We start from the raw sequence: 18,934 nt of genomic DNA, 5'->3' as shown, positions 1-18,934 counted from the left end.
TGCCAAAAAAAAGGCCCCCGGCGCGCAAGGCGCCGGGGGCCTTTGGAATGACAATCAATGTCCCCGGTTTTTCATGCGCTTGGCGCGTTTTTGTTTGTGTTCGCCGCGCTTCTGTCGCCGCTCGCCTTGATTTTGAAGGCGTTCGCCCTTGTTCTCCAGGTGTTCTCCCCGGTTTTCAAGTTTCTCGGCGGCTTTTTCGTGGCCGTCCGCCGCCACCTCTTCCGCCTTTTCCTGCATTTTCTCGCCGCGCTCTTCCATGCGTTCCCCGCGCTCTTCGCGGCGTTCGCCCTGGCGCTCCATGCGTTCGCCCCGGTTTTGTTTAACGTCGGACCGTTTGATCGTTTCCGGGGTCGTCGTCCCCTCGGTCGCAACGGGCGCGGGGGTCGTCTCGTCGGCGCGCGCCGAAAGTCCCAACACGGCGAGCAAGCCCGCCGCCAAAAACACAGTGGTGGATTTCTTCATGGTTCCTCCTGGAATTTAAAATCGGGCGATGGGTGCCGGTCGCCTTTGGACTTTTAGACGACCCCAAAACCGCCAAAGTGTCGCTCCGGGCGGCCTTTTGACAATGTGGTACCATGGGCCCATGAAAGCCCTTCCCGACCGTCGCGGACCCCGGTTGATCGCCCTTGGGACTCTGACATTTTTTTCCATCCTTTTCTTGATCCACGCGGTGGAGTTCGGACTGTGGTTGCGGGACCCGCGGCGCCGCTTGCCGGTCGACGGTGAAAAAGACGGGGTGTATTACACCTGGGGCCATCCCTGGCGGGCGGACCATCGCGTCGTTTGGAACGGGTGGCATTTCCGTCAAAAACGTTTCGAGGTGCCAAAACCCCGGGGCGTCCGGCGGGTGATGGTGGTGGGCGATTCTTTGACGTTCGGGGTCGGACTCGCTCCCGCCCAACGCTACACCGAGTTGATGGAAGACCGGTTGAACGAACTCTCTCCCCGGCAAGGCTGGGAGGTCATCAATTTGGGCCTCATGGGCGCGCCCACCGTGTTCGAGCGCGATGTGGTCGTCGGGTTCGGCCCGATGGTGGCCCCGGACCGGATTGTGGTCGGTTTTTCACTCAACGATGTGGATCCGGCGAAAAAATACCCCACCGAAGAACACCGTCGGTTTGAAGAGCGGCACGGTCGCTGGATGGGGCGCGTCGAAAAAATCCTCGCCGGGGTGGCCTTGCCGCGTTTGGCCGGGCAATTTCGGAAAGCCCTCAACCGCTGGGCGGAATTGTCGGGTCGCGTTCCCGATTACGAGGAACAGTTGCGGCGGGCCTACGCCGAGGACGCCCCGACGTGGATCGCTTTCCGGGAGGCGTTGCGGGACATCAAAAAGTTTTCCGACGGCCGGCGCCTACCGGCCCCTCTCTTCGCCGCGCTGTTGAGCCCGGGGTCGAGCGCGGAGGTCGCGCGCCCGACCCCCGAACAACGGTTTGTCGCGGACCGGGTGGACCAGGCCGCCCGCGCGGCGGAGGACTTGGGCTTCGCGGTGGTCCGTTTTGAGGAGGCGGTGGGCCGCTTGCCTCCGGAATCCCCCCTGCACGTGAACCCCGCGGACGGACACCCCGGGCCCGAATTGAACCGCCTCTTCGCCGATGGACTCGCCCGCGCCGTGGGCGACCGCCACCCGCCGCGCGCCTCCGATTAATCGATCCCGGGTTTCGGGACCCAATGGGGTCCGACCACGAGGGCGTCCATGCCGCAGGCCGAAAACGTCCGATGGGCGTTTTCGTGGTCGTTGACGATGGGCTCCCCCCGCAAATTGAACGAGGTGTTGAGCAACACCGGCGCCCCCGCTCGCTCGCCGAAACGCGTCAACAACCGGTGGTAAAGCGGGTCGACGTCGGGGGAGACCGTCTGCAGGCGGCAGGATCCGTCCACGTGGGTCACGGCGGGGATGACCGCGCGTTTTTCGGGGCGCACCGGGGCCACCATCAGCATGAAGCGCGGGGGCAGGAGACGCTCCACGTCGGGAAAAGCGACGAAGTCCGCGGCGCGTTCCACCGGGACCGAGGGGGCGAAGGGGCGGAAAGGTTCCCGGTATTTGATTTTAATATTCACGGTGTCTTTCATGCCCGCGCGTCCGGGATCGGCCAGGATGGAACGGTGGCCCAGGGCGCGCGGACCCCACTCCGCCGCCCCCTGGGCCCAACCGATCACCCGCCCCTTGCCGAGCCAATCGACAACGCGTTCGATCAAACGCTCTTCGTTCTCCAGCGTCTCGTGGGCGATGCCCCCCGAACGGAAAAAGTCCGCGGCGCGCGCGGGGTCGACGGCCAACCCCCAGTCCGCGCGGTCCATGACGAACCGCCGGGGGCGGCCGAGGGCCGCGTGTTCCACATAAAGAGCCGCCCCCAGGGCCCCGCCGGCGTCGCCCGCCGCGGGTTGGATGTAGATGTCTTCGAAAGGGGTTTCCCGCCGCAGGCGGTGGTTGGCCACGGAGTTGAGCGCCACGCCGCCGGCCACGCACAGGTTTTTCAAGCCCGTCCGGGCGTGAAGGTGGCGGGCCATTTTCAAAAGGATCTCCTCGGTGGCCCGTTGGACGCTGGCGGCGATGTCGGCGTAATGTTGGTTGGCGTTCATCTCCCCTTCCGTGGCGGGCGGCCCCTCGCCCGCCGGGCCGGAGCGGCGGGTGACGAAACGCGCGCGCGGATCCCGGGGCGGTCCGAAAAGCGCCGTGAACTTCGGTGAAAAGGTGTCGCGCCGGTGGTAGGGAAACCGAAAATAAGACAAATCCATTTCAAAACTTCCATCGGCGTGAAGCCGCATCAGTTTTTCCACGCGATCGACGTAACGCGGTTCCCCGTAGGGCGCCATGCCCATCACTTTGTACTCGCCTTCGTTGACTTCGAAACCGAGAAACGCCGTGAAAGCCGAGTACAACAATCCCAGCGAATGCGGAAACCGGATTTCGGAAAAAAGGTCGATTTTGTTTTCCCCGGCGTCGCCCCACCGCGCGGTCCCGCGGCCCAGGGTGGCGGTGCTCCATTCCCCCACGCCGTCCACCGTCAAGATGGCGGCTTCGGCGAAGGGCGAACAAAAAAAAGCGCTGGCGGCGTGGGAGAGATGGTGCTCCGAGAAAAGGATCCGGTCCTCCGGAACGCCCAGCTTTTCGCGCACCAGGGGCTTGATCCAAAGCTTTTCCCCCAACCAACTCACCATCGCGTCGCGGAAGACCAGGCCGGTCCGGGGCGCGTAATCGGCCAGGGTTTGGATCAAACGGTGAAACTTGAGAAAGGGTTTTTCGTAAAAAACGACACAATCCAAATCGGCGGCGGTCAGCCCCGCCTTGGCCAGGCAAAAGGCGATGGCCCGCTCGGGGTAGGCCGAATCGTGTTTGACCCGGGAAAAACGTTCCTCCTCCGAGGCGGCCACCAGGCGCCCGTCGACCAAAAGGGCCGCCGCGGCGTCGTGATAGAAAAAGCTCAAGCCCAGGATGTTCACGAGTGCTGCCGTCTCAAATCGTCGATGGATCGGTCCCGCGTGGTCCGGGGCGTCCAGGACGTTCCTTCGTCGGTCGGACGGGGACGACGCCAGGGGCGTCCGGCCGCGATGGCCACCGGCAGGAAAACGATGTAATAGAACACCGTGAGAATCAGCCGGGTTTGAAAAGCGCCGAAGGCGTGGGCTTTGGGTTTCCACCAGGCCCAAAGGGCCGCGAGAAATCTCATTTCAGAACAGGGTGTAGATGAAGGGGGCCAGGGCGGATCCTTGGGCGAGGAAGAGGAGGACGCCCAAGCCGACCAGGACCACGACCAAGGGGATCAACCAAAAAGCCTTTTCTTTCCAAAGGAAGGAAAGCAATTCACGGAAAACATTCCACTTGTCTTTGAACAACGGACCCTCCTTGATCCTGGGCGTTGGACGGCCAACGGAAAAAATTGGGCGGTGAGTGGTTTTCGGCCTATCGGCCTCCAACCATTTCTTCGGCTCCCACGCCTCAGTCAGGATTTGTGGCCTTTAAATCACGCCTCGATGAAAAGTTTGGGCGGTGAGGGATTTGAACCCCCGACCCTTCGCGTGTAAGGCGAACGCTCTGCCGCTGAGCTAACCGCCCGTGCGCAAAAACCGCGCACGAATTCTTGGCTTTCGGTTTCCGCTGCCCCGCCAGACCCCCGCGGGGCGTACGTCCTCGGTCGGTCCAGTGGGTCCGACCTCCGGGCGTCGAGCTAACCGCCCGTGCGCAAAAACCGCGCACGAATTCTTGGCTTTCGGTTTCCGCTGTCCCACCAAACACCGGTGGGGCGAACGTCCTCGGTCGGTCCAGTGGGTCTGACCTCCGGGCGTCGAGCTAACCGCCCGTGCGCAAAAACCGCGCACGAATTCTTGGCTTTCGGTTCCCGCTGTCCCACCAAACACCGGTGGGGCGTACGTCCTCGGTCGGTCCAGTGGGTCCGACCTCCGGGCGTCGAGCTAACCGCCCGTGCGCAAAAACCGCGCACGAATTCTTGGCTTTCGGTTTCCGCTGCCCCGCCAGACCCCCGCGGGGCGTACGTCCTCGGTCGGTCCAGTGGGTCTGACCTCCGGGCGTCGAGCTAACCGCCCGTGCGCAAAAACCGCGCACGAATTCTTGGCTTTCGGTTCCCGCTGTCCCACCAAACACCGGTGGGGCGAACGTCCTCGGTCGGTCCAGTGGGTCCGACCTCCGGGCGTCGAGCTAACCGCCCGAAATCAGAACCCGGCCAAACGGAGAAATTCATCGAGCCGGTGCGCGCTGAAAAAGCGGTTGTGTTTCTTTTCTTCCCCCAGGGGGCCGCTCACGCCCCGGCGGGAGTAGTCGTGCCCCGGGTAGAGGATCGTTTCGTCGGGAAGTTTGCCGATGACCCCGTTGAGGCTCTCAAAGAGGTCCTTGGGGCTCGAGCCGGGCAGGTCGCAGCGCCCGCAGGTGCCCAGGAACAGGGTGTCCCCGGCGATCAATCGGTCGTTCACCAAGAAACATTGCGATCCCGGCGTGTGGCCCGGCGTGTGCAAAAAGGTGATTTTGGTGGCGCCCAGGGTCAGCACCGTGCCCGCGTTGGAGCGTTTGACGTGGTCCCGCGGCACGTCCAAAAACAGCCCGCGCGGCGCGCCTTTGTCCAGGTAATCGAGCTCGTTGGGGTGGACGTAGACGGGCACGTTCTTTTTGGCCAGCAGGTTTTCCACGCCGTTGCAGTGGTCGAAGTGCCCGTGCGTGATGAGCGCGCCCTCCACCTTGTAGCCCTCGGACTCGGCCTCCGCCCAGGCGCGGTCGATGTCCCAGGCCGGGTCGACGATCACGCAGGTTTTGGCGTCGGTGTCCCCCACCAGGTAAACGAAATTCTCCATGGGGCCCAACTTCAATTGCCGAAGATAAACGCTCACGCGGCTATGATATCAAACGTCGATTCCCGCGCGGGCCAGCATTTGGCGCAACGGGGTCTTTCCATCGAAACACAGGGCGCGCACGCCCAACCGCCGCGCCGCCGCCACAAAGGCGGGGTGGTCGTCGATGTACACCATTTTCGTCAGCGGGAACCCCGTGCGGCGCGCCAGACGGCGGTACACCACGGGGGCGGGCTTCATTTCCTTTAAAAGGTGGGAAGCCATGGGATACCGCGCGCGGCCCAGGTCGGGGAACGCGCGGCATATATGAGCCCAATGGATCGGGTTGGTGTTGGAGAGAAGGGCGGTCGGGTACCGGCGCGCGAGGCGGCGCAGGAGCGACAAATGGGCGCGCATCGGCGTGAAGATACCGCAGAAGGCCCGGCGAAAGTCTTGGTAGGACATCCGCACCCCTGCGCGCCGCAGGCATTCCCGGTGAAAGGCCGCGCCGGACAGGCGGCCGCGCTCGAAATCCAGTCCGAGCCGGGTTTTCCAAATCAGGCGGATCAATTTCCCGCCCGCCCCGGGGACGAGCCGATCGAAATTCCGTTTGGCGCGCGCCGGACTGAAGCGCAAAAGCACGTTCCCGATGTCAAAGACGATGAGGGGCTTTTTTTCTTTATTCATCGGAGCGAATTATAGCCGTTTTTTGGTAGAATCTCCGTCCATGAGCGACGCCGTTGCCTTGCCGTCCATCCCCACCGGTCGCGCGCGTTTGGCCGCCTACGCCCGGTTCGTCAAACTGGAACACGCGCTCTTTTCATTGCCCATCACGTTCTCCGGGGCGTTGTTGGCCCAGGGCGGGTGGCCTCCCTGGCGGCTGTCGATGTTGGTGATCCTGGCGGGGGTGGCCGCGCGCACCTTCGCCATGGCGGTCAACCGCATCATCGACGTCCAAGTCGACGCCAAAAACCCCCGCACCAAAAATCGCGAATTGGTCACCGGCGCCTTGAGCGTGTGGGACGCCCTGCTCGTGGCAATCGCCGGGCTTGTCGTTTACATTTGGTGCGCCCAATCCATCAACAGCTTTTGCCTGATTTGGAGCTGGGTCCCCCTTCTCTTCTTCGTTATTTACCCGACCTTGAAACGCTTCACCTGGCTGTGCCATTTCGGCCTGGGCCTCACCTGGGCGCTTGCCCCCCTGGGCGGCTGGTTCGCGGTGCGGCCGGGGTTCGAGGGCAGCTGGCCGGCGTGGATCCTCGGGGCCTTCAGTTTTTTCTGGCTGTCCGGGTTCGACATCATTTACGGCACATTGGACGAGGAGTTCGACCGTCGGGAGGGCTTGTTTTCCCTGCCCGCGCGGTTCGGCCGCCGACGGGCCCTGCGGGTGTCCATGACGGCCCACTTTATCGCTTTTCTCTGTCTGGCCCTGCTCTTTTTCACTTCCCTGCAGGGCGCCAACGCGGCTTTCATGTGCTTGGGGGCGGGGGCCCTGTTGTTCGTGGAGCAGTTGGTGGTGGACCACGTGGACCTGGCGTTTTTTAAAATCAACGTGATCACGGGTTTCGTCGTTTTGGTGATGGTGGTGTTGGGGCTTCGGCCGGAGTTTTAGGAGAAAACCATGCGCATTGTTTTGGGTGTGACGGGAGCGTCGGGATCGATTTTCGCGGTGGAATTCCTGCGCCGCGTTTCCGGGGAGGAAATTTACCTCGTTTTGTCCCGGTGGGGGCGTTCGGTCCTGCATCAGGAAACCGGATTGACCTCCGAAAACCTGACCACGTTCACTAAAAAAGTGTTTTCCAACGACGACATGAACGCGCCCCTGGCATCGGGCTCGAACCCCTTCGACGTCATGCTGGTTCTGCCTTGTTCCATGACGACCCTGGGCAAAATCGCCCACGGCATCGGGGACAACCTCATCACCCGCTGCGCCGAGGTGGCGCTCAAAGAGCGCCGCAAACTGGTCCTTTGCCTGCGCGAATCCCCCCTTTCGACCATCGATTTGGAAAACGCCCACAAGCTCTCCCAGGCCGGGGCGATCATCATGCCCGTCTCGCCGGGGTTTTACCAAAAACCCGCTTCCCTGCCGGACCTCATCAACGGGTTCGTCGATAAGGTGCGCGGGGTCATCGGGCTGCCCACCGAAGCCGGTTGGCGCGCCAAAGAATTGGAATAAAAGTTCCCCGCATGGTCCCCGCCGATCTCCCGGCGCAACTTCGCCTCCTGGAAGAGAACGGCGAACTGCGGCGGATCCGCCGCGAAGTCGACCCCCGTCTCGAAATAACGGAAATCACCGTCCGTGTCGTCAAAGAGGGCGGCCCGGCCCTGCTGTTCGAAAACGTCAAAGGGTCCCCCTATCCCGTGGCGATCAACTTGTTCGGCACCGCCCGGCGTGTGGAGCTGGCCTTGGGGCGGTCCCCTCAAGCCATCGGCGAACGCCTGGCGGCCGCCGCCGAGGATCTCATGCCGCCCCGGCCCGCGGCCCTCTGGAAGCATCGGGGCTTGTTTTGGGACGCGGCCCACATGCCGCCGCGCTTTGTTCGGAATGGGCCCGTCAATCAAGTCACCGAAGTCCCGAACCTCGACCCCTGGCCCATCCTCACCTGCTGGCCCGAGGACGGCGGCCGGTTTTTCACCCTGCCGCTCGTCATCACCCAAAGTCCCCGGGGCCGTCGCAACGTCGGCATGTACCGCCTCCACGTTTATGACGAAAAAACCACCGGCATGCACATGCAGATCGAGCGGGGGGGCGGGGCTCATTACGCCGAATGGATGGCCCTGGACAAGCCCATGCCCGTGGCCGTGGCCCTCGGCGGCGACCCGGCCACCGTCTTGGGTTCGGTTCTGCCCCTGCCGGAGGACATGGACGAAATCGCCTTCGCCGGATTTTTGCGGGGGCGGCGCGTGCCCCTGGTGCGGCTCTCCAACGGGGTGGCCGCGCCCGCCGACGCGGAATTCATTTTGGAAGGCCACATCCCCCCCCGCGAACGGCGGACGGAGGGCCCCTTCGGCGACCATTTCGGACACTACAGCCACGCGGCGCCCTACCCGGTGTTCCACATCGACAAAGTTCACCGTCGTAGAAACCCCATCTACCCGGCCACCGTCGTTGGCAAACCGCCCCAGGAAGACAAATACATGGGCAACGCGGTTCAGGAGATGTTGTTGCCGTTGTTGAAATTCATGCGGCCGGAACTCGTGGACCTGTGGGCTTATCAAGAAGCGGGGTTTCACAACTTCGCCGTGGCGGCGGTTAAACAACGCTACGCCAAAGAGGCCGTCAAAACCGCTCTGGGCCTCATGGGCCAGGGGCAGATGTCGCTTACCAAGTGCGTGGTACTCGTCGATCCGGACGTGAAGGTGCGGGATTTCACGGCGGTGTTGGACGCCCTGCGCGACCACTTTGACCCGGCCGAAGATTTCATCCTCATCCCCGGCACGGCCCAGGACACCCTCGATTTCACGAGTTTCAAGATGAACCTGGGGAGCAAAATGATTTTGGACGCCACGCGGAAAAACCGGGCCGTGCCGCGGCCGACGGCCGGATTCCCCCCGCGCGGGACGGGCGCCCCGGGCGACGGCGCGCCCCTGACCCACGCCACGGCCTGGCGCAACCTGCGGGATGTTTTTCTGGTGGTGCGGAGCGACACCAAAGACCCTGTTCAAAACCGCGCGTTGGCCGAAAACCTGGCGCGGCGGCCCTCTCTGGGCGGATTCAAGTTCATCGCCGTGGTCAGCGACGACGTGCCGCTGGACGACGAGGAACTTTTAATTTGGGGGATATTCACGCGGTTCGACGCCGCCCGGGACATCCGCCCCGCGCGGGTGGAGACGGACGGGGCGTGGACACGCGTTTCCCCCCCGTTGGCCGTCGACGCCAGCTGGAAGCCGGGCTATCCGGATCCGTTGGTGATGGACCCGTCGGTGGTGGAACGCGTTTCAGCCCATGGGGCGGCGGACATTAAAAACTAGGCGGCTGTTTCCACCGCGCGGGCGATCCGCTCAATCAAATCCCAGTTCGTTCGCAGGACCGGCATCGCCGCCACCGCCCGCAGCAGCGTTTCCCGCAGTTTCACCGCGTCGCCCCAGGCGGGCGCCGCTCCGGCGGAATCCAAAACAAGATCGGCGGGGGCGTAAAGACGCAGGGCCGGTCCATCGCGCAGCGTGGTCGCGAGCGCCGGGTTCGCCGCCAAAGCCGCCAAAGAAACACGACCGTTCCTGAAAGATTCTTCAGCCACTCCCCGAGAACCCATCCCCAGGGCCGCGAGTCGCGCCTGAACGCGCGGGCCTTCCCCGCCGGACGGGACGATGAATAGGACTTCCCCGGTTTTGAATTTGCTTCCCACCGAACGCGCCAAGGCGCTCCATTGATCGTCGGTCAAATCCGATTCTTGAGCCACAAAGAAGAGCCGCGCCGTGGGCGCCATCCATTCCGTCAACGCCGCCCGCAGAGCCGCGGGGTCGGCCACGTCCACCCCGCGACGGATCATCGCGTCGCGCAGGGCCCGCGCGGCCTCGGGCCGGCGGACGTCCCGCTCCAGCGATTCGCCCACCCGCCGACGGCCTTCGGCCAGGGACTCGAACCGTTCCCCCAATCCCAGGGACTCCACGGGTCGAGCTTCCAAATCGGCCCAAAGAGCCGCCGCGTCGTCGACCGACGCCCCGCGGCGCTGAATCGCCGCGCCCGCCGACAACGCTTGGATGTGGCGTTCCGCGCGGGCGTTCCAGTAGAGGGTGCTGTTCCAAAAAGCGTGCAGGCGTTGCGGCAGGAGCCCCGCCAGGGCGGAGCCGACCATGGCCGCACCGGGTTGAAGGTCGAACAGATCCAAGCCCAGAGCCAGCAAGGCCGTCCAAATCGTTCCCACGGCCGTTAAGGCCAGGGCGTGGCCGAGGGCTCGACGACCGGCGACGGGACGCAAGGCCCCGTCAACGGTTCCGCCCAGGTGGGCCAGGCCCCACGCCGCGCCCCAGGCCGTCGACCACAGGGGCGAAAGGCCGAGGGCTTGGAGCGCCGGGACCGTGGCCCCCACGGCCAACGCCACCAACCAGGATTCCCAAGGCGCCAGGCGGAGCACGGCCGCTTCCGTTTCCCAAGCCGACCAAACCCAGCGGAGGGTGCCGGGCGCGGCGCCGTCGTGGGCGCGGATCACGCGGTCGAACATGGGCTGGAGTTTTTTGCGCGCGAGGGCTTCGGAGGATTTGCTGTGGATCCACACCAGCGCCGGATCGTCGCTGTGGACGGCCAGGGTTTTTAGGTTGGTGGACGGTTGGTCGGCGACAAAAGTGCGGGCCACATCGACCATGGCGTTTTTAAAAGCCGGGTCGTCGTCGGCCCGAAAAGCCAACCGAAGGTCGTTGCCCCGGATGATAATGCTCTCTTCGTCTTCCGGATCGGTCTTGTAGCGGATGATGTTATAGACCACGGCGCGGACGCCGGGCGTCAATTCCGCCCGGGCGCGAAGGGCGAAATAATCCAATGTCGTTGAAAAAGCCGGCGAGGGAATCCCGTTCGGCAAATATTTGTCCAGCACTTGAATGTTCGCCCAGACGAGCCCCGGAAACGGCTTTTTGTCCCGCTCGAAGAGCGCCTTCGGGTTGTCCTCGGCGAGGAAGACGCGCATGATCTCGTTGTAGAAGTCGTCCTGCAGGCGGCGGAGCCGGTTGGCCGGATCTTCCCCCTCGCGCGCCGCTTGCGGACCGAAATAAACCGACCCGGCGAACCGGAGGAACGTGCGGTTCAAGACGTGATCGTTCATTTTGCTCTCGGTGGCGTTCTCCGTGTCCATCAGCGTCGCGCCGTAGAGCGCGCGCAAAATCCGCCGCGGCAGGCGCACCCCCATGCCCCAATAGGCCAAGGTCACCAGGCTGGCGGTGGAGGGCGTTTGCGGGATGGCGCCGATCGACCGGCCTTTTCGGTTCAACGCGGCGCACAGCGGGCAAAGGACGTGGTGGTCCACCACGCCGTAGACGGGGTAGTCGGTGTGGTTTTCGTTGTGGTCCATCAATAAGACCGACGCGCTGGCGGGACCCACGCCGAGGGCGCGCACGTCTTTGAGAAACAGGAAATCGTCGGCCAGGGCGTTGCCCAACAAATGACGCGCCTCGGCGGGGATAAAATCGCCGTTGATCACGGGAACGAAGACGGCGTGCGGATTCAACAGGCGGCGTCGCCGGACCTCCATGGCGGTGCTGATCATGGTGTCGGTGTCGAGCGCCACGTCGGTGAGCACCATCACGATCGGCCTTCGCAGCGTGAGGGCATTGATCAGTTGATCGAGACTGCTCGTTTCATGTTCTGGAAAATGAAACTTACCGAAAAGTGCCCGGCTGATATTGAAAAGGACACCCGCCGTGGGTGAATGTTCGCGCCCTTCCGCGTCGCGGGCGAACACCTGCAGATAACCGAGCATGGTGATGAGTCGGTCCCGCAGCGTCACGCTGTCCGCAAGGCCCGCTTCGGCCTCGGCGTTCAACGCCTCGCCAAGCCCCGGCAATTCTTTGATGCGTTCGTTGAAATAGTCGAGGAACGCCGCGCGTTGATTGTAAAACGCGTTGGGCACGTCGACGTCGTGGATGGTTTTCCCGGCGAACTTGTTCACCACCTCGGTTTCAAAGAGGTCATAAAATTCGCGCACGCGCGATTTGAAATCCTCAAGCGCCTCGGCTCCCCCGACGTGGTCGGGCGCGTGGGGCCGGGTCGTCTGGGGCGGGGTTTCAAAGCGGGGTGCCGAGGGAAGAAACGCGTCCGTCGTCCGCCGCGCGACCGCGGGGGGCCCGAAGGGGCGCTCCGGCGAAAAATAAGTGAGGAGCGCGGCCGCGCCCACGCCGGGGAGCCCGTAGGCGGCCCCCAAGACGAGGCCCGTCGCGATGAAGAGTTTCTCCCGCGCTTTGATCTTCCAAGAAGACCCCAATCCGCGTTTCCCGGGGGAAAGGGTCGTCGCGACGAATTTCTTTTGCAGCGCGTCATAAACCACCCGCGCGCCGAAGCCTTCCTTGAACCACACCGTGAGGCGAGGCCGCCCCTCGGTCCTGTCCCGGTCCACGCGGTCGATCTCGGCCGTTGCTTCGGGGGCCAAGGCGGCGAGGGTTTCCCGGGGATTGTCGTGCAGCGTCCCCACCCGGAGGGCCACGTCGAAGGCGGTCCGCGCCGGGTTGATTTCCCGCGCCAGAAACAGGCGCTGGCCTTCAAAGAGTCGGTCCAAGGGCGTCTTCTCGCGGGCGAAGGCCGTGAGATAGCGGGCGCCGGCGGCCGGATCGATGCGCGTGACCCGGGGCGCGGCGGTGATGACGTGCGTTCCGTTCGCCGTCAGGAGTTTTTCAAGACCCGGTGTGTGAAACCCGCCCGCGACCAGGAGGGCGTTTTTGACCCCGTTTTGGTCCATGAGGGCGATCAGGTTGTTCGCCATGGCGCCGTCCCGCTTTTCAGCCGCGGCGTAAAATTCCCGAAACGCCTTGAAATCCGGTCCGGCCAGGGCGGGATCGCTTTTCACCCGTTTCCATTCGTCGGGCGTGAGGGCGAATTCCAACAGCTTTCGAGCGGCGCTCAACGTTCGACCCCCCCGCGCCCATTCTTTTTCCCAGGCCGACGCTTTCCACCGGTCGAGAGCCTCGTCCTCCATCCGCGAAAGGTCGTCGAACAGCGCCTCGGCGTCCACCTCGCCGGCCCCCCGCACGTACGTCAGGTATTTCCGGAATTCATTGTTCGGGGGAGGCGCGCCCACGCGGCGGCCCCAGTCTTCGATAAACGCGTAAAAATCGAGGGAAGCCCCCCCCGCGCGGAAAACGGCCGCGGCGTCGGTCAACGCCTGCCGTTGGGACACCGACGCTATCGCCAGCGATGTTTCAAGCCATTGCCGGCGCTGCGCGTCGGCCCGTTGAAAATCCAGGGCGCGTTCCAACCGCAGGGCGTCCAAATACCGGCGGGTGTTGGGGGAGGGATCGACCACCGAGGCCAAGGTTTCGATGTGGCGGCCGAGCGGTCGCCGCCCCGCGTCCCATTCGGCCAGGTGTTCGCAAAACCCCCGCAAAGCCGGGGCGACTTCGGCGCTTTCCGTGCGCCACGCGCGGATTTTGGTTTCCCAATCCGCGAGGGCCTCCGCCCGACGGGTTTGGGCGACCCGGTACCCCTCGGCGTTTCGCCCGTGCAACTCCCGGTCGTCGATCCCCCAAAAGGGAACGGCTTTCAATGCGCCATCGGTCATCATCCGATGCAAGGGACCGCCGATCTCGCCGGCCGCCAGGAGGTCGTCGGCCGCGGCCGCCAAGAGATCCCGCCGGGGGAACTGCCGGTAACGGCCCGTTTCGATGGGTTGAAAAGCCCCTTCCACGCCCACGGCGCCGATTTCCCCCTCTTTCGCCAGAGCGGCCAACACCGCGCCGATGTGTTTTTGAGCCTCGGCGTGGTCGTGAATGTCCTGAAGAAGGATCACCACCCGGCCCTGATCCCGGGAGGGGGCGCTGAGGCGGCGCACGGAGGCCGACGCGGGGAGGATTTTCAATATTTTCCGGACAGCGTCGGATCTCGACCGGTCGATCCAGGTCCGAGGGGCGGGGAGCGGAGCCGACGACAAGTCGTCGAAGCGGGCCAACGGGGCGACCGGGGCGAGGCGAGCCGCGGGGGCGTGGGACCGGCGTCGGTCGGACCAAAATTCCGGTTCCCGTTGGGCGGCCAAGGCCGACTGCGACGTCATGACCAAGGCGGTCAATGCCGCCAAGAATTTCCGCCCGATGCGGTAATGAATCATCGTCTTCCCCCCCCCCCGATTTGTGGGCGGGGGTAGGATAGCTTAGCGAAATTAGAAAAGGTTTAAGGATTTGTAAATTAATTGAAACAGACGCGGCGGGGGGTGGAAGAGCTACGAACCGACGCGCCGCCAGGAGGCCAGCACGGCTTTTTCGGGAACGCCGGGAGACGGAAAGATTTGGAGGTTGGGGTCGAAATTAAAAACGGGGGCGAGGTTGCTGACCGGAAGATCCTCGCAGAGGCCCATGCGGTTCCAGGACCCGTTGAACACAAACCGGTCGGCCGCGTTACCCCCCGCCGCCGGGACGCGTCGCGCCCACACGCCGTATCCGGCCCCGCACGGGGTCGTGAAGGACGGGGCCTCGGCGTAAAACGCCCCGTCCACCACCAAATCGATGGGTCCCGGCTGGGTTTGGGTGAAGATATACCCCCGGCTCGAAAGGGCGAAGATGGATTGGCTGGCGTTGGCCAGATCCCCCACCGTGTAACCGAAACGCGGCCCGATGACTTCGATGACCCCCCGGTTGATTTCCGTCAACGGGTCGGTGTTCGGACTGGTGCAAACGATGGTGATCCGCCCCCGGACCGTCCCCGACACATAGGTCTTGGCTTGGTCGACGAAAAAGATGCCTCCGCCGACGGGAATGGCCGTCCAAGGGCCGGCGGCCGGGTCGGCGGCGGTGAAGGCGTGGTCGGCGTTGGCGTCCCAACGGCTGCGGTATTCGCCCGTCCCGAAATTGTCCCGGAATTCCCACCAAACGCTGGTGCCGATGGAGAAGGTGGTGCTGTTGATTTGATAAAAAGCCCGATCGATGCTGAACGAGGACCCGGGGGGAACGTCGTGAATGGGCACCCCGGCCGGAACGACGGCTTGGAGCGTGTTGGTGGAAACCCGGAAAAAAGTGTCGTAGTAGTCCCCGTCGCCGTTGAAATCCCTGTAGCGCACGTTGATGTCGTAATCGTCGATCCCGTCCCCGGTCGTGTACGCCGCCAGGGACGCCGGCGGCGCCACGGTGACCACGGTGTCCGTGAAGGGGATGACGTTGCTCGTGACGCCGGCCGCCCGCACCGCCGAGCGGTCCCGTCGGATATAAGAGACCCGAAGATCGAAATGGTGGAAGCCCGCCTCGCGCACTTGTTGCTGAATATTCAAAAGGGTGCGGGAACTCGGGTAATTGGTGAAAGGGTAATCGGCGGCGTGAAGCCCCCCCGCCCCGGTGGCGCGAAGGCCGTACCCTTCCCGGGCCGAATCGCAGGCGACGATGTCAAAAAAGTTCATGGATTGGAGTTGGGTTTGAATCGTCCGGGCCAATCGGCTGGCCCGCATGTGTTGGCGCCCTCTGACCAAGGACATCTGCGCGACGCGCATCGCCGCTCCGATCGCCAGCAAGATCACCAGCATCATGGCCGAGGCGATGACCACTTCCGTCAAGGTGAACCCCCCCTTGGGAAGAGGTTCGACGCCCCCGGGAAAAGGTCCGTTTTCGATTGTCGCTGGTGAAACTCTGTTGAAACATGCCCGCCCCCCGCCAACCCATATGCGCCATTTATGCAACATCGGGGCCAATCTCCGCGGACGGTTGGCGGCCGCCGTCTTGCGCGACGTTTAACCCCGACTCCGACTTAAGTATAATCCTTACAAGATGATTTTCAAGGACGCGATTCTGCCCCCCCTCTGGGAAAAAATACGCGGGGGCCAACGTTTGACGCATGAAGACGGGCTTTCCCTTTTTGCCAGCCCCGATCTCTTGGGCGTGGGATGGATGGCGGATCAAATTCGCCGACAGCGCCACGGCGACCGCGCCACCTTCGTGTTCAACCGGCAGATCAACCCGACCAACATCTGCCTCCTGAGCTGCAAATTTTGCGACTACGCTTCCAAAGAAGGGTGGGACAACGCCTACGTCCTCTCCGACAAGGAGATCCTGGACCGGCTGTCCCCGGAATTGCGGGAGGTCCACATCGTCGGCGGTCTTTACCGCAAATGGTCCTTCGACGACTATCTCAACGTCTTGCGCGTCGTTCGCCGGGCCTATCCGCACATCCAAATCAAGGCCTACACCGCGGTGGAAATCGACTACTTTTCCCGCATCGAGAAAATTTCCCTCCGCCAGGTTTTGGAGCGTCTCCAGGCCGAGGGCCTGGTGGCCCTGCCCGGCGGCGGCGCCGAGGTGTTCAGCGAGCGCGTCCGCAAAGCGCTTTTTCCTTTCAAAATCGGTTGGGCCAAATGGTCGGAAGTCCATCGCACGGCGCACGGGCTGGGCCTCCGGTCCAACGCCACGATGCTTTACGGCCACATCGAAACCATCGACGAGCGGCTCGACCACATGCTGAAGCTGCGCGCCATGCAGGACGACACCAAAGGCTTCATGTCGTTCATCCCCCTCGCGTTCCAGTCCGGCAAGACGGGGATCACGCACCGGCCCACCTCCGCCGTGGACGACCTGAAGACCATCGCCGTCTCGCGCCTCCTGCTGGACAATTTTGACCACATCAAATCCTACTGGGTGACGGTGGGCGAAGAGACCACCTCCATGGCCCTGCGCTTCGGCGCCGACGACATCGACGGGACCATCCTGGAGGAGCGCATCATGCACGCGGCCCAGGCCGGCACCCCCGTGGGCATGGCCCGCGACCGGTTGGTGCGGCTCATCCGTGAAGCCGGCTGCACCCCGGTCGAACGCGACGCCCTCTACAACGAGGTGAAGGTTTACGGCGAGCCCGAGGCGGTGCCGGCGTGAAAATCCGAATCAACTACCCCGTCCGCGTGGGCGAGCTTTCCTACATCAACACGGTGCCCTTTCGATTGGATTCCCGCTGGAACATCACGCCCTGCCCTTCCCCCCGCCTTTTGACCCGGTGGGCGGAGGAAGGCCGGGTGGACGCGGGGGTCCTTTCCGCCGTGGACGGATGGCGATTGGATAACGAGTTTGAGCCGCTCCCCTACGGGATCGCGGCGCGGCGGCAAGTCCGCAGCGTGATCCTTTTTTCCCGACGCCCCTGGTCCCAATTGGGCGGGGCGGTTATCGGGCTGACGGACCAAAGCGCGACGTCGGTGCGGTTGTTGAGACTTTTGCTGGAAACCCGGGACGGACAACGCCCCGTCTTCCGCGAGGGACTGGCCGAGGACGACGAAGCCCGGTTGCTCATCGGCGACCAGGCGCTCACCCCCACGCCGGGCTTGGTGGCGGAATTCCCCCACCAGACCGACCTGGCCGCCGAGTGGAACCGATGGCAAGGCCAACCCTTTGTTTTCGCCCGCTGGCGGGTGCGCCGGACGGTGGCGGATTTTTGGCGTCGGGAGTTGGGCGAGGCCCTGGGGTCCGCTTTGGACCATTTCGAACGCAACCGGGCCAACGTGGTCCGCCAATCGGCCCGGAGCCTGCGGCTGTCGTCGATGGAGCTCTCGGCCTATTTCGACGGCTTGACCTACCGCTTGACCGACGAGGAGACGGCCGCCGAAGAGCGGTTCCGGACGCTTCTGCGCGCGTCGACCTCGGAGGTGGCGCGGTGACCCCGCGTTGGGAAGATCTCGAGGAAAAAGCCCGAAACGGCGGGCGGTTTTCGACCGAAGAGGGGCTCTTCCTGCTTTCCGAGAACGCGCCTCTTCTGGAACTGGCCGCGCTGGCCCACCGGATCCGTGAACAAAAAAACCCGGGCCACGAAGTCAGTTTCATCGTCGACACCAACCCCAATTACACGAACATTTGCGACACCGACTGCCTCTTTTGCGCCTTTTACCGGCGGCCCAAGGACCCCGACGCCTACGTGTTGACGGTGGACCAGGTGATGGAGAAAATCGCCGCCGCCGCGGACCGCGGGGCCACCACGGTTCTCCTTCAGGGCGGGCACAACCGCGCGCTTCCGTTCGATTATTACCTGTCGTTGATTCGGGAAACGCGACGGCGGTTCCCCGGCGTCACCCCGCATTTCTTTTCAGCCTCCGAGGTCCAAACCATGGCGGCGGTCGAAAGCCGCCCCATCGAAGACATCCTTCGCGCGCTTTGGGACGCGGGCCAGCGCACGCTCCCGGGCGGCGGCGCCGAGGTCCTTACGGAACGGGTGCGTCAAAAGCTCGCCCACAAAAAAGGCGGCCCCGACAAATGGCTGGAGGTGCACCGGGCCGCGCACAAGATCGGATTTCGGTCCACCGCCACCATGATGTACGGCCACGTGGAAACCCCGGAAGACATCGTGGAGCACTGGGAGCGGATCCGCGCCCTGCAGGACGAAACCGGCGGGTTCACGGCGTTCATCCCCTGGAGCTTTAAGCCCGAGCACACGGTGTTGGAACGCAAGCACCCCGAACGCAGGGGCCCCGTGACCTATTTGCGGATGTTGGCGGCTTCCCGGGTCTTTTTGGACAATTTCGACCACATCCAGGCGTCCTGGTTTTCCGAAGGGAAAAAGGCGGGGCAGGCCTCCCTCCACTTCGGGGCGGACGATTTCGGCGGAACCCTGTTGGATGAAAACGTCCACGCCGCGGCCGGCTTCATCAACAAAGCGGGCGTCGAAGAAGTCAAAACCCTGATCCGGGAGGCGGGTTTCACCCCCATCCAACGGACCACCCTTTACGAGACCGTGCCCGCGTGATCGAGGACACCCTCCCGTTCGACACGGTGGTTTTTGTCTGCGCGCACCAACGCGCCCCGGGCGAGCGCGTCGCCTGCGCCAACGCGGGACGTGAGGGTATGGCCCTTCTGGAAGGGTTGAAGGCCGCGGTCAAAGCGCGGGGGTGGGAGACCCGGGTGCGGGTGTCCAAATCCGGCTGCGTCGACCGCTGCGAAGAGGGCCCCAACGTGGTGGTCGTTCCTCGCGGTCAAAAACCGGTTTGGTTCCACGGGGTTTCCCTGGACGACGCCCCCCAAATCCTTGCCCGAGCGGTCCCCCCCGAACTTTTGAATTCTTGAGGCG

Annotated in this window: 16 protein-coding genes and 1 tRNA gene; 8 read left to right on the top strand and 9 right to left on the bottom strand. The window is 63.9% G+C overall.

Annotated elements, in window-relative coordinates:
• Positions 1 to 54 precede the first annotated feature (54 nt).
• Entirely contained in the window at positions 55 to 462 is a 408-nt protein-coding gene (locus tag IPI56_05925; GenBank protein ID MBK7545271.1) for a hypothetical protein, read from the bottom strand.
• 121 nt (positions 463 to 583) lie between these two features.
• On the opposite strand from IPI56_05925, the gene IPI56_05920 reads away from it, so the two are divergent.
• A complete protein-coding gene (locus IPI56_05920; protein MBK7545270.1) occupies positions 584 to 1,645 on the top strand; it encodes a hypothetical protein in 1,062 nt (353 codons plus the stop codon).
• Here IPI56_05920 and IPI56_05915 read toward each other — a convergent pair.
• From IPI56_05915 to IPI56_05890, 6 genes are all read right to left on the bottom strand, one after another.
• A complete protein-coding gene (locus IPI56_05915; protein MBK7545269.1) occupies positions 1,642 to 3,441 on the bottom strand; it encodes a hypothetical protein in 1,800 nt (599 codons plus the stop codon). The genes IPI56_05920 and IPI56_05915 overlap by 4 nt on opposite strands.
• Complete coding sequence (locus tag IPI56_05910) at positions 3,438 to 3,668, bottom strand: hypothetical protein (GenBank protein ID MBK7545268.1); 231 nt, start codon at positions 3,666 to 3,668, stop codon at positions 3,438 to 3,440. Before IPI56_05910 ends, IPI56_05915 begins: the two co-directional genes overlap by 4 nt.
• Before the next feature lies 1 nt (position 3,669).
• The gene (locus IPI56_05905) at positions 3,670 to 3,834 is read right to left on the bottom strand and encodes a hypothetical protein (protein MBK7545267.1); all 165 of its coding nucleotides are present in this window, start codon (positions 3,832 to 3,834) and stop codon (positions 3,670 to 3,672) included.
• Between the two features lie 148 nt (positions 3,835 to 3,982).
• A tRNA-Val gene (locus tag IPI56_05900) sits at positions 3,983 to 4,054 on the bottom strand.
• 614 nt (positions 4,055 to 4,668) lie between these two features.
• On the bottom strand, positions 4,669 to 5,337 hold the full coding sequence (locus tag IPI56_05895) for an MBL fold metallo-hydrolase (GenBank protein MBK7545266.1): 669 nt from the start codon (positions 5,335 to 5,337) through the stop codon (positions 4,669 to 4,671).
• A gap of 12 nt (positions 5,338 to 5,349) precedes the next feature.
• On the bottom strand, positions 5,350 to 5,964 hold the full coding sequence (locus IPI56_05890; GenBank protein ID MBK7545265.1) for a hypothetical protein: 615 nt from the start codon (positions 5,962 to 5,964) through the stop codon (positions 5,350 to 5,352).
• A 40-nt stretch (positions 5,965 to 6,004) separates the two neighbouring features.
• On the opposite strand from IPI56_05890, the gene IPI56_05885 reads away from it, so the two are divergent.
• The 3 genes from IPI56_05885 to IPI56_05875 are packed head-to-tail and all read left to right on the top strand — an operon-like array spanning position 6,005 to position 9,249.
• Complete coding sequence (locus IPI56_05885) at positions 6,005 to 6,889, top strand: UbiA family prenyltransferase (GenBank protein ID MBK7545264.1); 885 nt, start codon at positions 6,005 to 6,007, stop codon at positions 6,887 to 6,889.
• 9 nt (positions 6,890 to 6,898) lie between these two features.
• Positions 6,899 to 7,453, top strand: coding sequence for a UbiX family flavin prenyltransferase (locus IPI56_05880; GenBank protein ID MBK7545263.1), 555 nt, complete (start codon positions 6,899 to 6,901; stop codon positions 7,451 to 7,453).
• Between the two features lie 11 nt (positions 7,454 to 7,464).
• On the top strand, positions 7,465 to 9,249 hold the full coding sequence (locus tag IPI56_05875; protein MBK7545262.1) for a menaquinone biosynthesis decarboxylase: 1,785 nt from the start codon (positions 7,465 to 7,467) through the stop codon (positions 9,247 to 9,249).
• Here IPI56_05875 and IPI56_05870 read toward each other — a convergent pair.
• Together IPI56_05870 and IPI56_05865 are read right to left on the bottom strand one after the other, a co-directional pair.
• Entirely contained in the window at positions 9,246 to 14,021 is a 4,776-nt protein-coding gene (locus IPI56_05870) for a hypothetical protein (protein MBK7545261.1), read from the bottom strand. The two genes, IPI56_05875 and IPI56_05870, sit on opposite strands and share 4 nt — an antisense overlap.
• Before the next feature lie 111 nt (positions 14,022 to 14,132).
• Positions 14,133 to 15,452: a hypothetical protein gene (locus tag IPI56_05865; protein ID MBK7545260.1), complete on the bottom strand. Its 1,320-nt coding sequence runs from the start codon at positions 15,450 to 15,452 to the stop codon at positions 14,133 to 14,135.
• A gap of 211 nt (positions 15,453 to 15,663) precedes the next feature.
• Between IPI56_05865 and mqnE the strand changes: the two genes are divergently transcribed.
• Genes mqnE through IPI56_05845 form a run of 4 tightly spaced genes read left to right on the top strand, consistent with a single transcriptional unit; the run spans position 15,664 to position 18,930 of the window.
• Entirely contained in the window at positions 15,664 to 16,761 is a 1,098-nt protein-coding gene (mqnE, locus tag IPI56_05860; GenBank protein MBK7545259.1) for an aminofutalosine synthase MqnE, read from the top strand.
• On the top strand, positions 16,758 to 17,534 hold the full coding sequence (locus IPI56_05855) for a hypothetical protein (GenBank protein MBK7545258.1): 777 nt from the start codon (positions 16,758 to 16,760) through the stop codon (positions 17,532 to 17,534). The genes mqnE and IPI56_05855 overlap by 4 nt, the downstream gene beginning before the upstream one ends.
• Positions 17,531 to 18,613, top strand: coding sequence for a dehypoxanthine futalosine cyclase (mqnC, locus tag IPI56_05850; GenBank protein MBK7545257.1), 1,083 nt, complete (start codon positions 17,531 to 17,533; stop codon positions 18,611 to 18,613). Before IPI56_05855 ends, mqnC begins: the two co-directional genes overlap by 4 nt.
• The gene (locus tag IPI56_05845) at positions 18,610 to 18,930 is read left to right on the top strand and encodes a (2Fe-2S) ferredoxin domain-containing protein (protein ID MBK7545256.1); all 321 of its coding nucleotides are present in this window, start codon (positions 18,610 to 18,612) and stop codon (positions 18,928 to 18,930) included. Before mqnC ends, IPI56_05845 begins: the two co-directional genes overlap by 4 nt.
• The last annotated feature ends 4 nt before the right edge of the window (positions 18,931 to 18,934 follow it).

Source organism: Elusimicrobiota bacterium (assembly GCA_016706425.1).
Taxonomy (GTDB): domain Bacteria; phylum Elusimicrobiota; class Elusimicrobia; order FEN-1173; family FEN-1173; genus JADJJR01.
Note: the sequence above shows the minus strand (reverse complement) of the source record. Positions and strands in the feature narration are given on the sequence as shown.

Coding starts and splice junctions, on each gene's coding strand:
- IPI56_05910 (MBK7545268.1), bottom strand. CDS start 3,668: ATGAGATTTCTCGCGGCCCTTTGGGCCTGGTGGAAACCCAAAGCCCAC.
- IPI56_05890 (MBK7545265.1), bottom strand. CDS start 5,964: ATGAATAAAGAAAAAAAGCCCCTCATCGTCTTTGACATCGGGAACGTG.
- mqnE (MBK7545259.1), top strand. CDS start 15,664: ATGATTTTCAAGGACGCGATTCTGCCCCCCCTCTGGGAAAAAATACGC.
- IPI56_05885 (MBK7545264.1), top strand. CDS start 6,005: ATGAGCGACGCCGTTGCCTTGCCGTCCATCCCCACCGGTCGCGCGCGT.
- IPI56_05920 (MBK7545270.1), top strand. CDS start 584: ATGAAAGCCCTTCCCGACCGTCGCGGACCCCGGTTGATCGCCCTTGGG.
- IPI56_05925 (MBK7545271.1), bottom strand. CDS start 462: ATGAAGAAATCCACCACTGTGTTTTTGGCGGCGGGCTTGCTCGCCGTG.
- IPI56_05880 (MBK7545263.1), top strand. CDS start 6,899: ATGCGCATTGTTTTGGGTGTGACGGGAGCGTCGGGATCGATTTTCGCG.
- IPI56_05870 (MBK7545261.1), bottom strand. CDS start 14,021: ATGATTCATTACCGCATCGGGCGGAAATTCTTGGCGGCATTGACCGCC.
- IPI56_05875 (MBK7545262.1), top strand. CDS start 7,465: ATGGTCCCCGCCGATCTCCCGGCGCAACTTCGCCTCCTGGAAGAGAAC.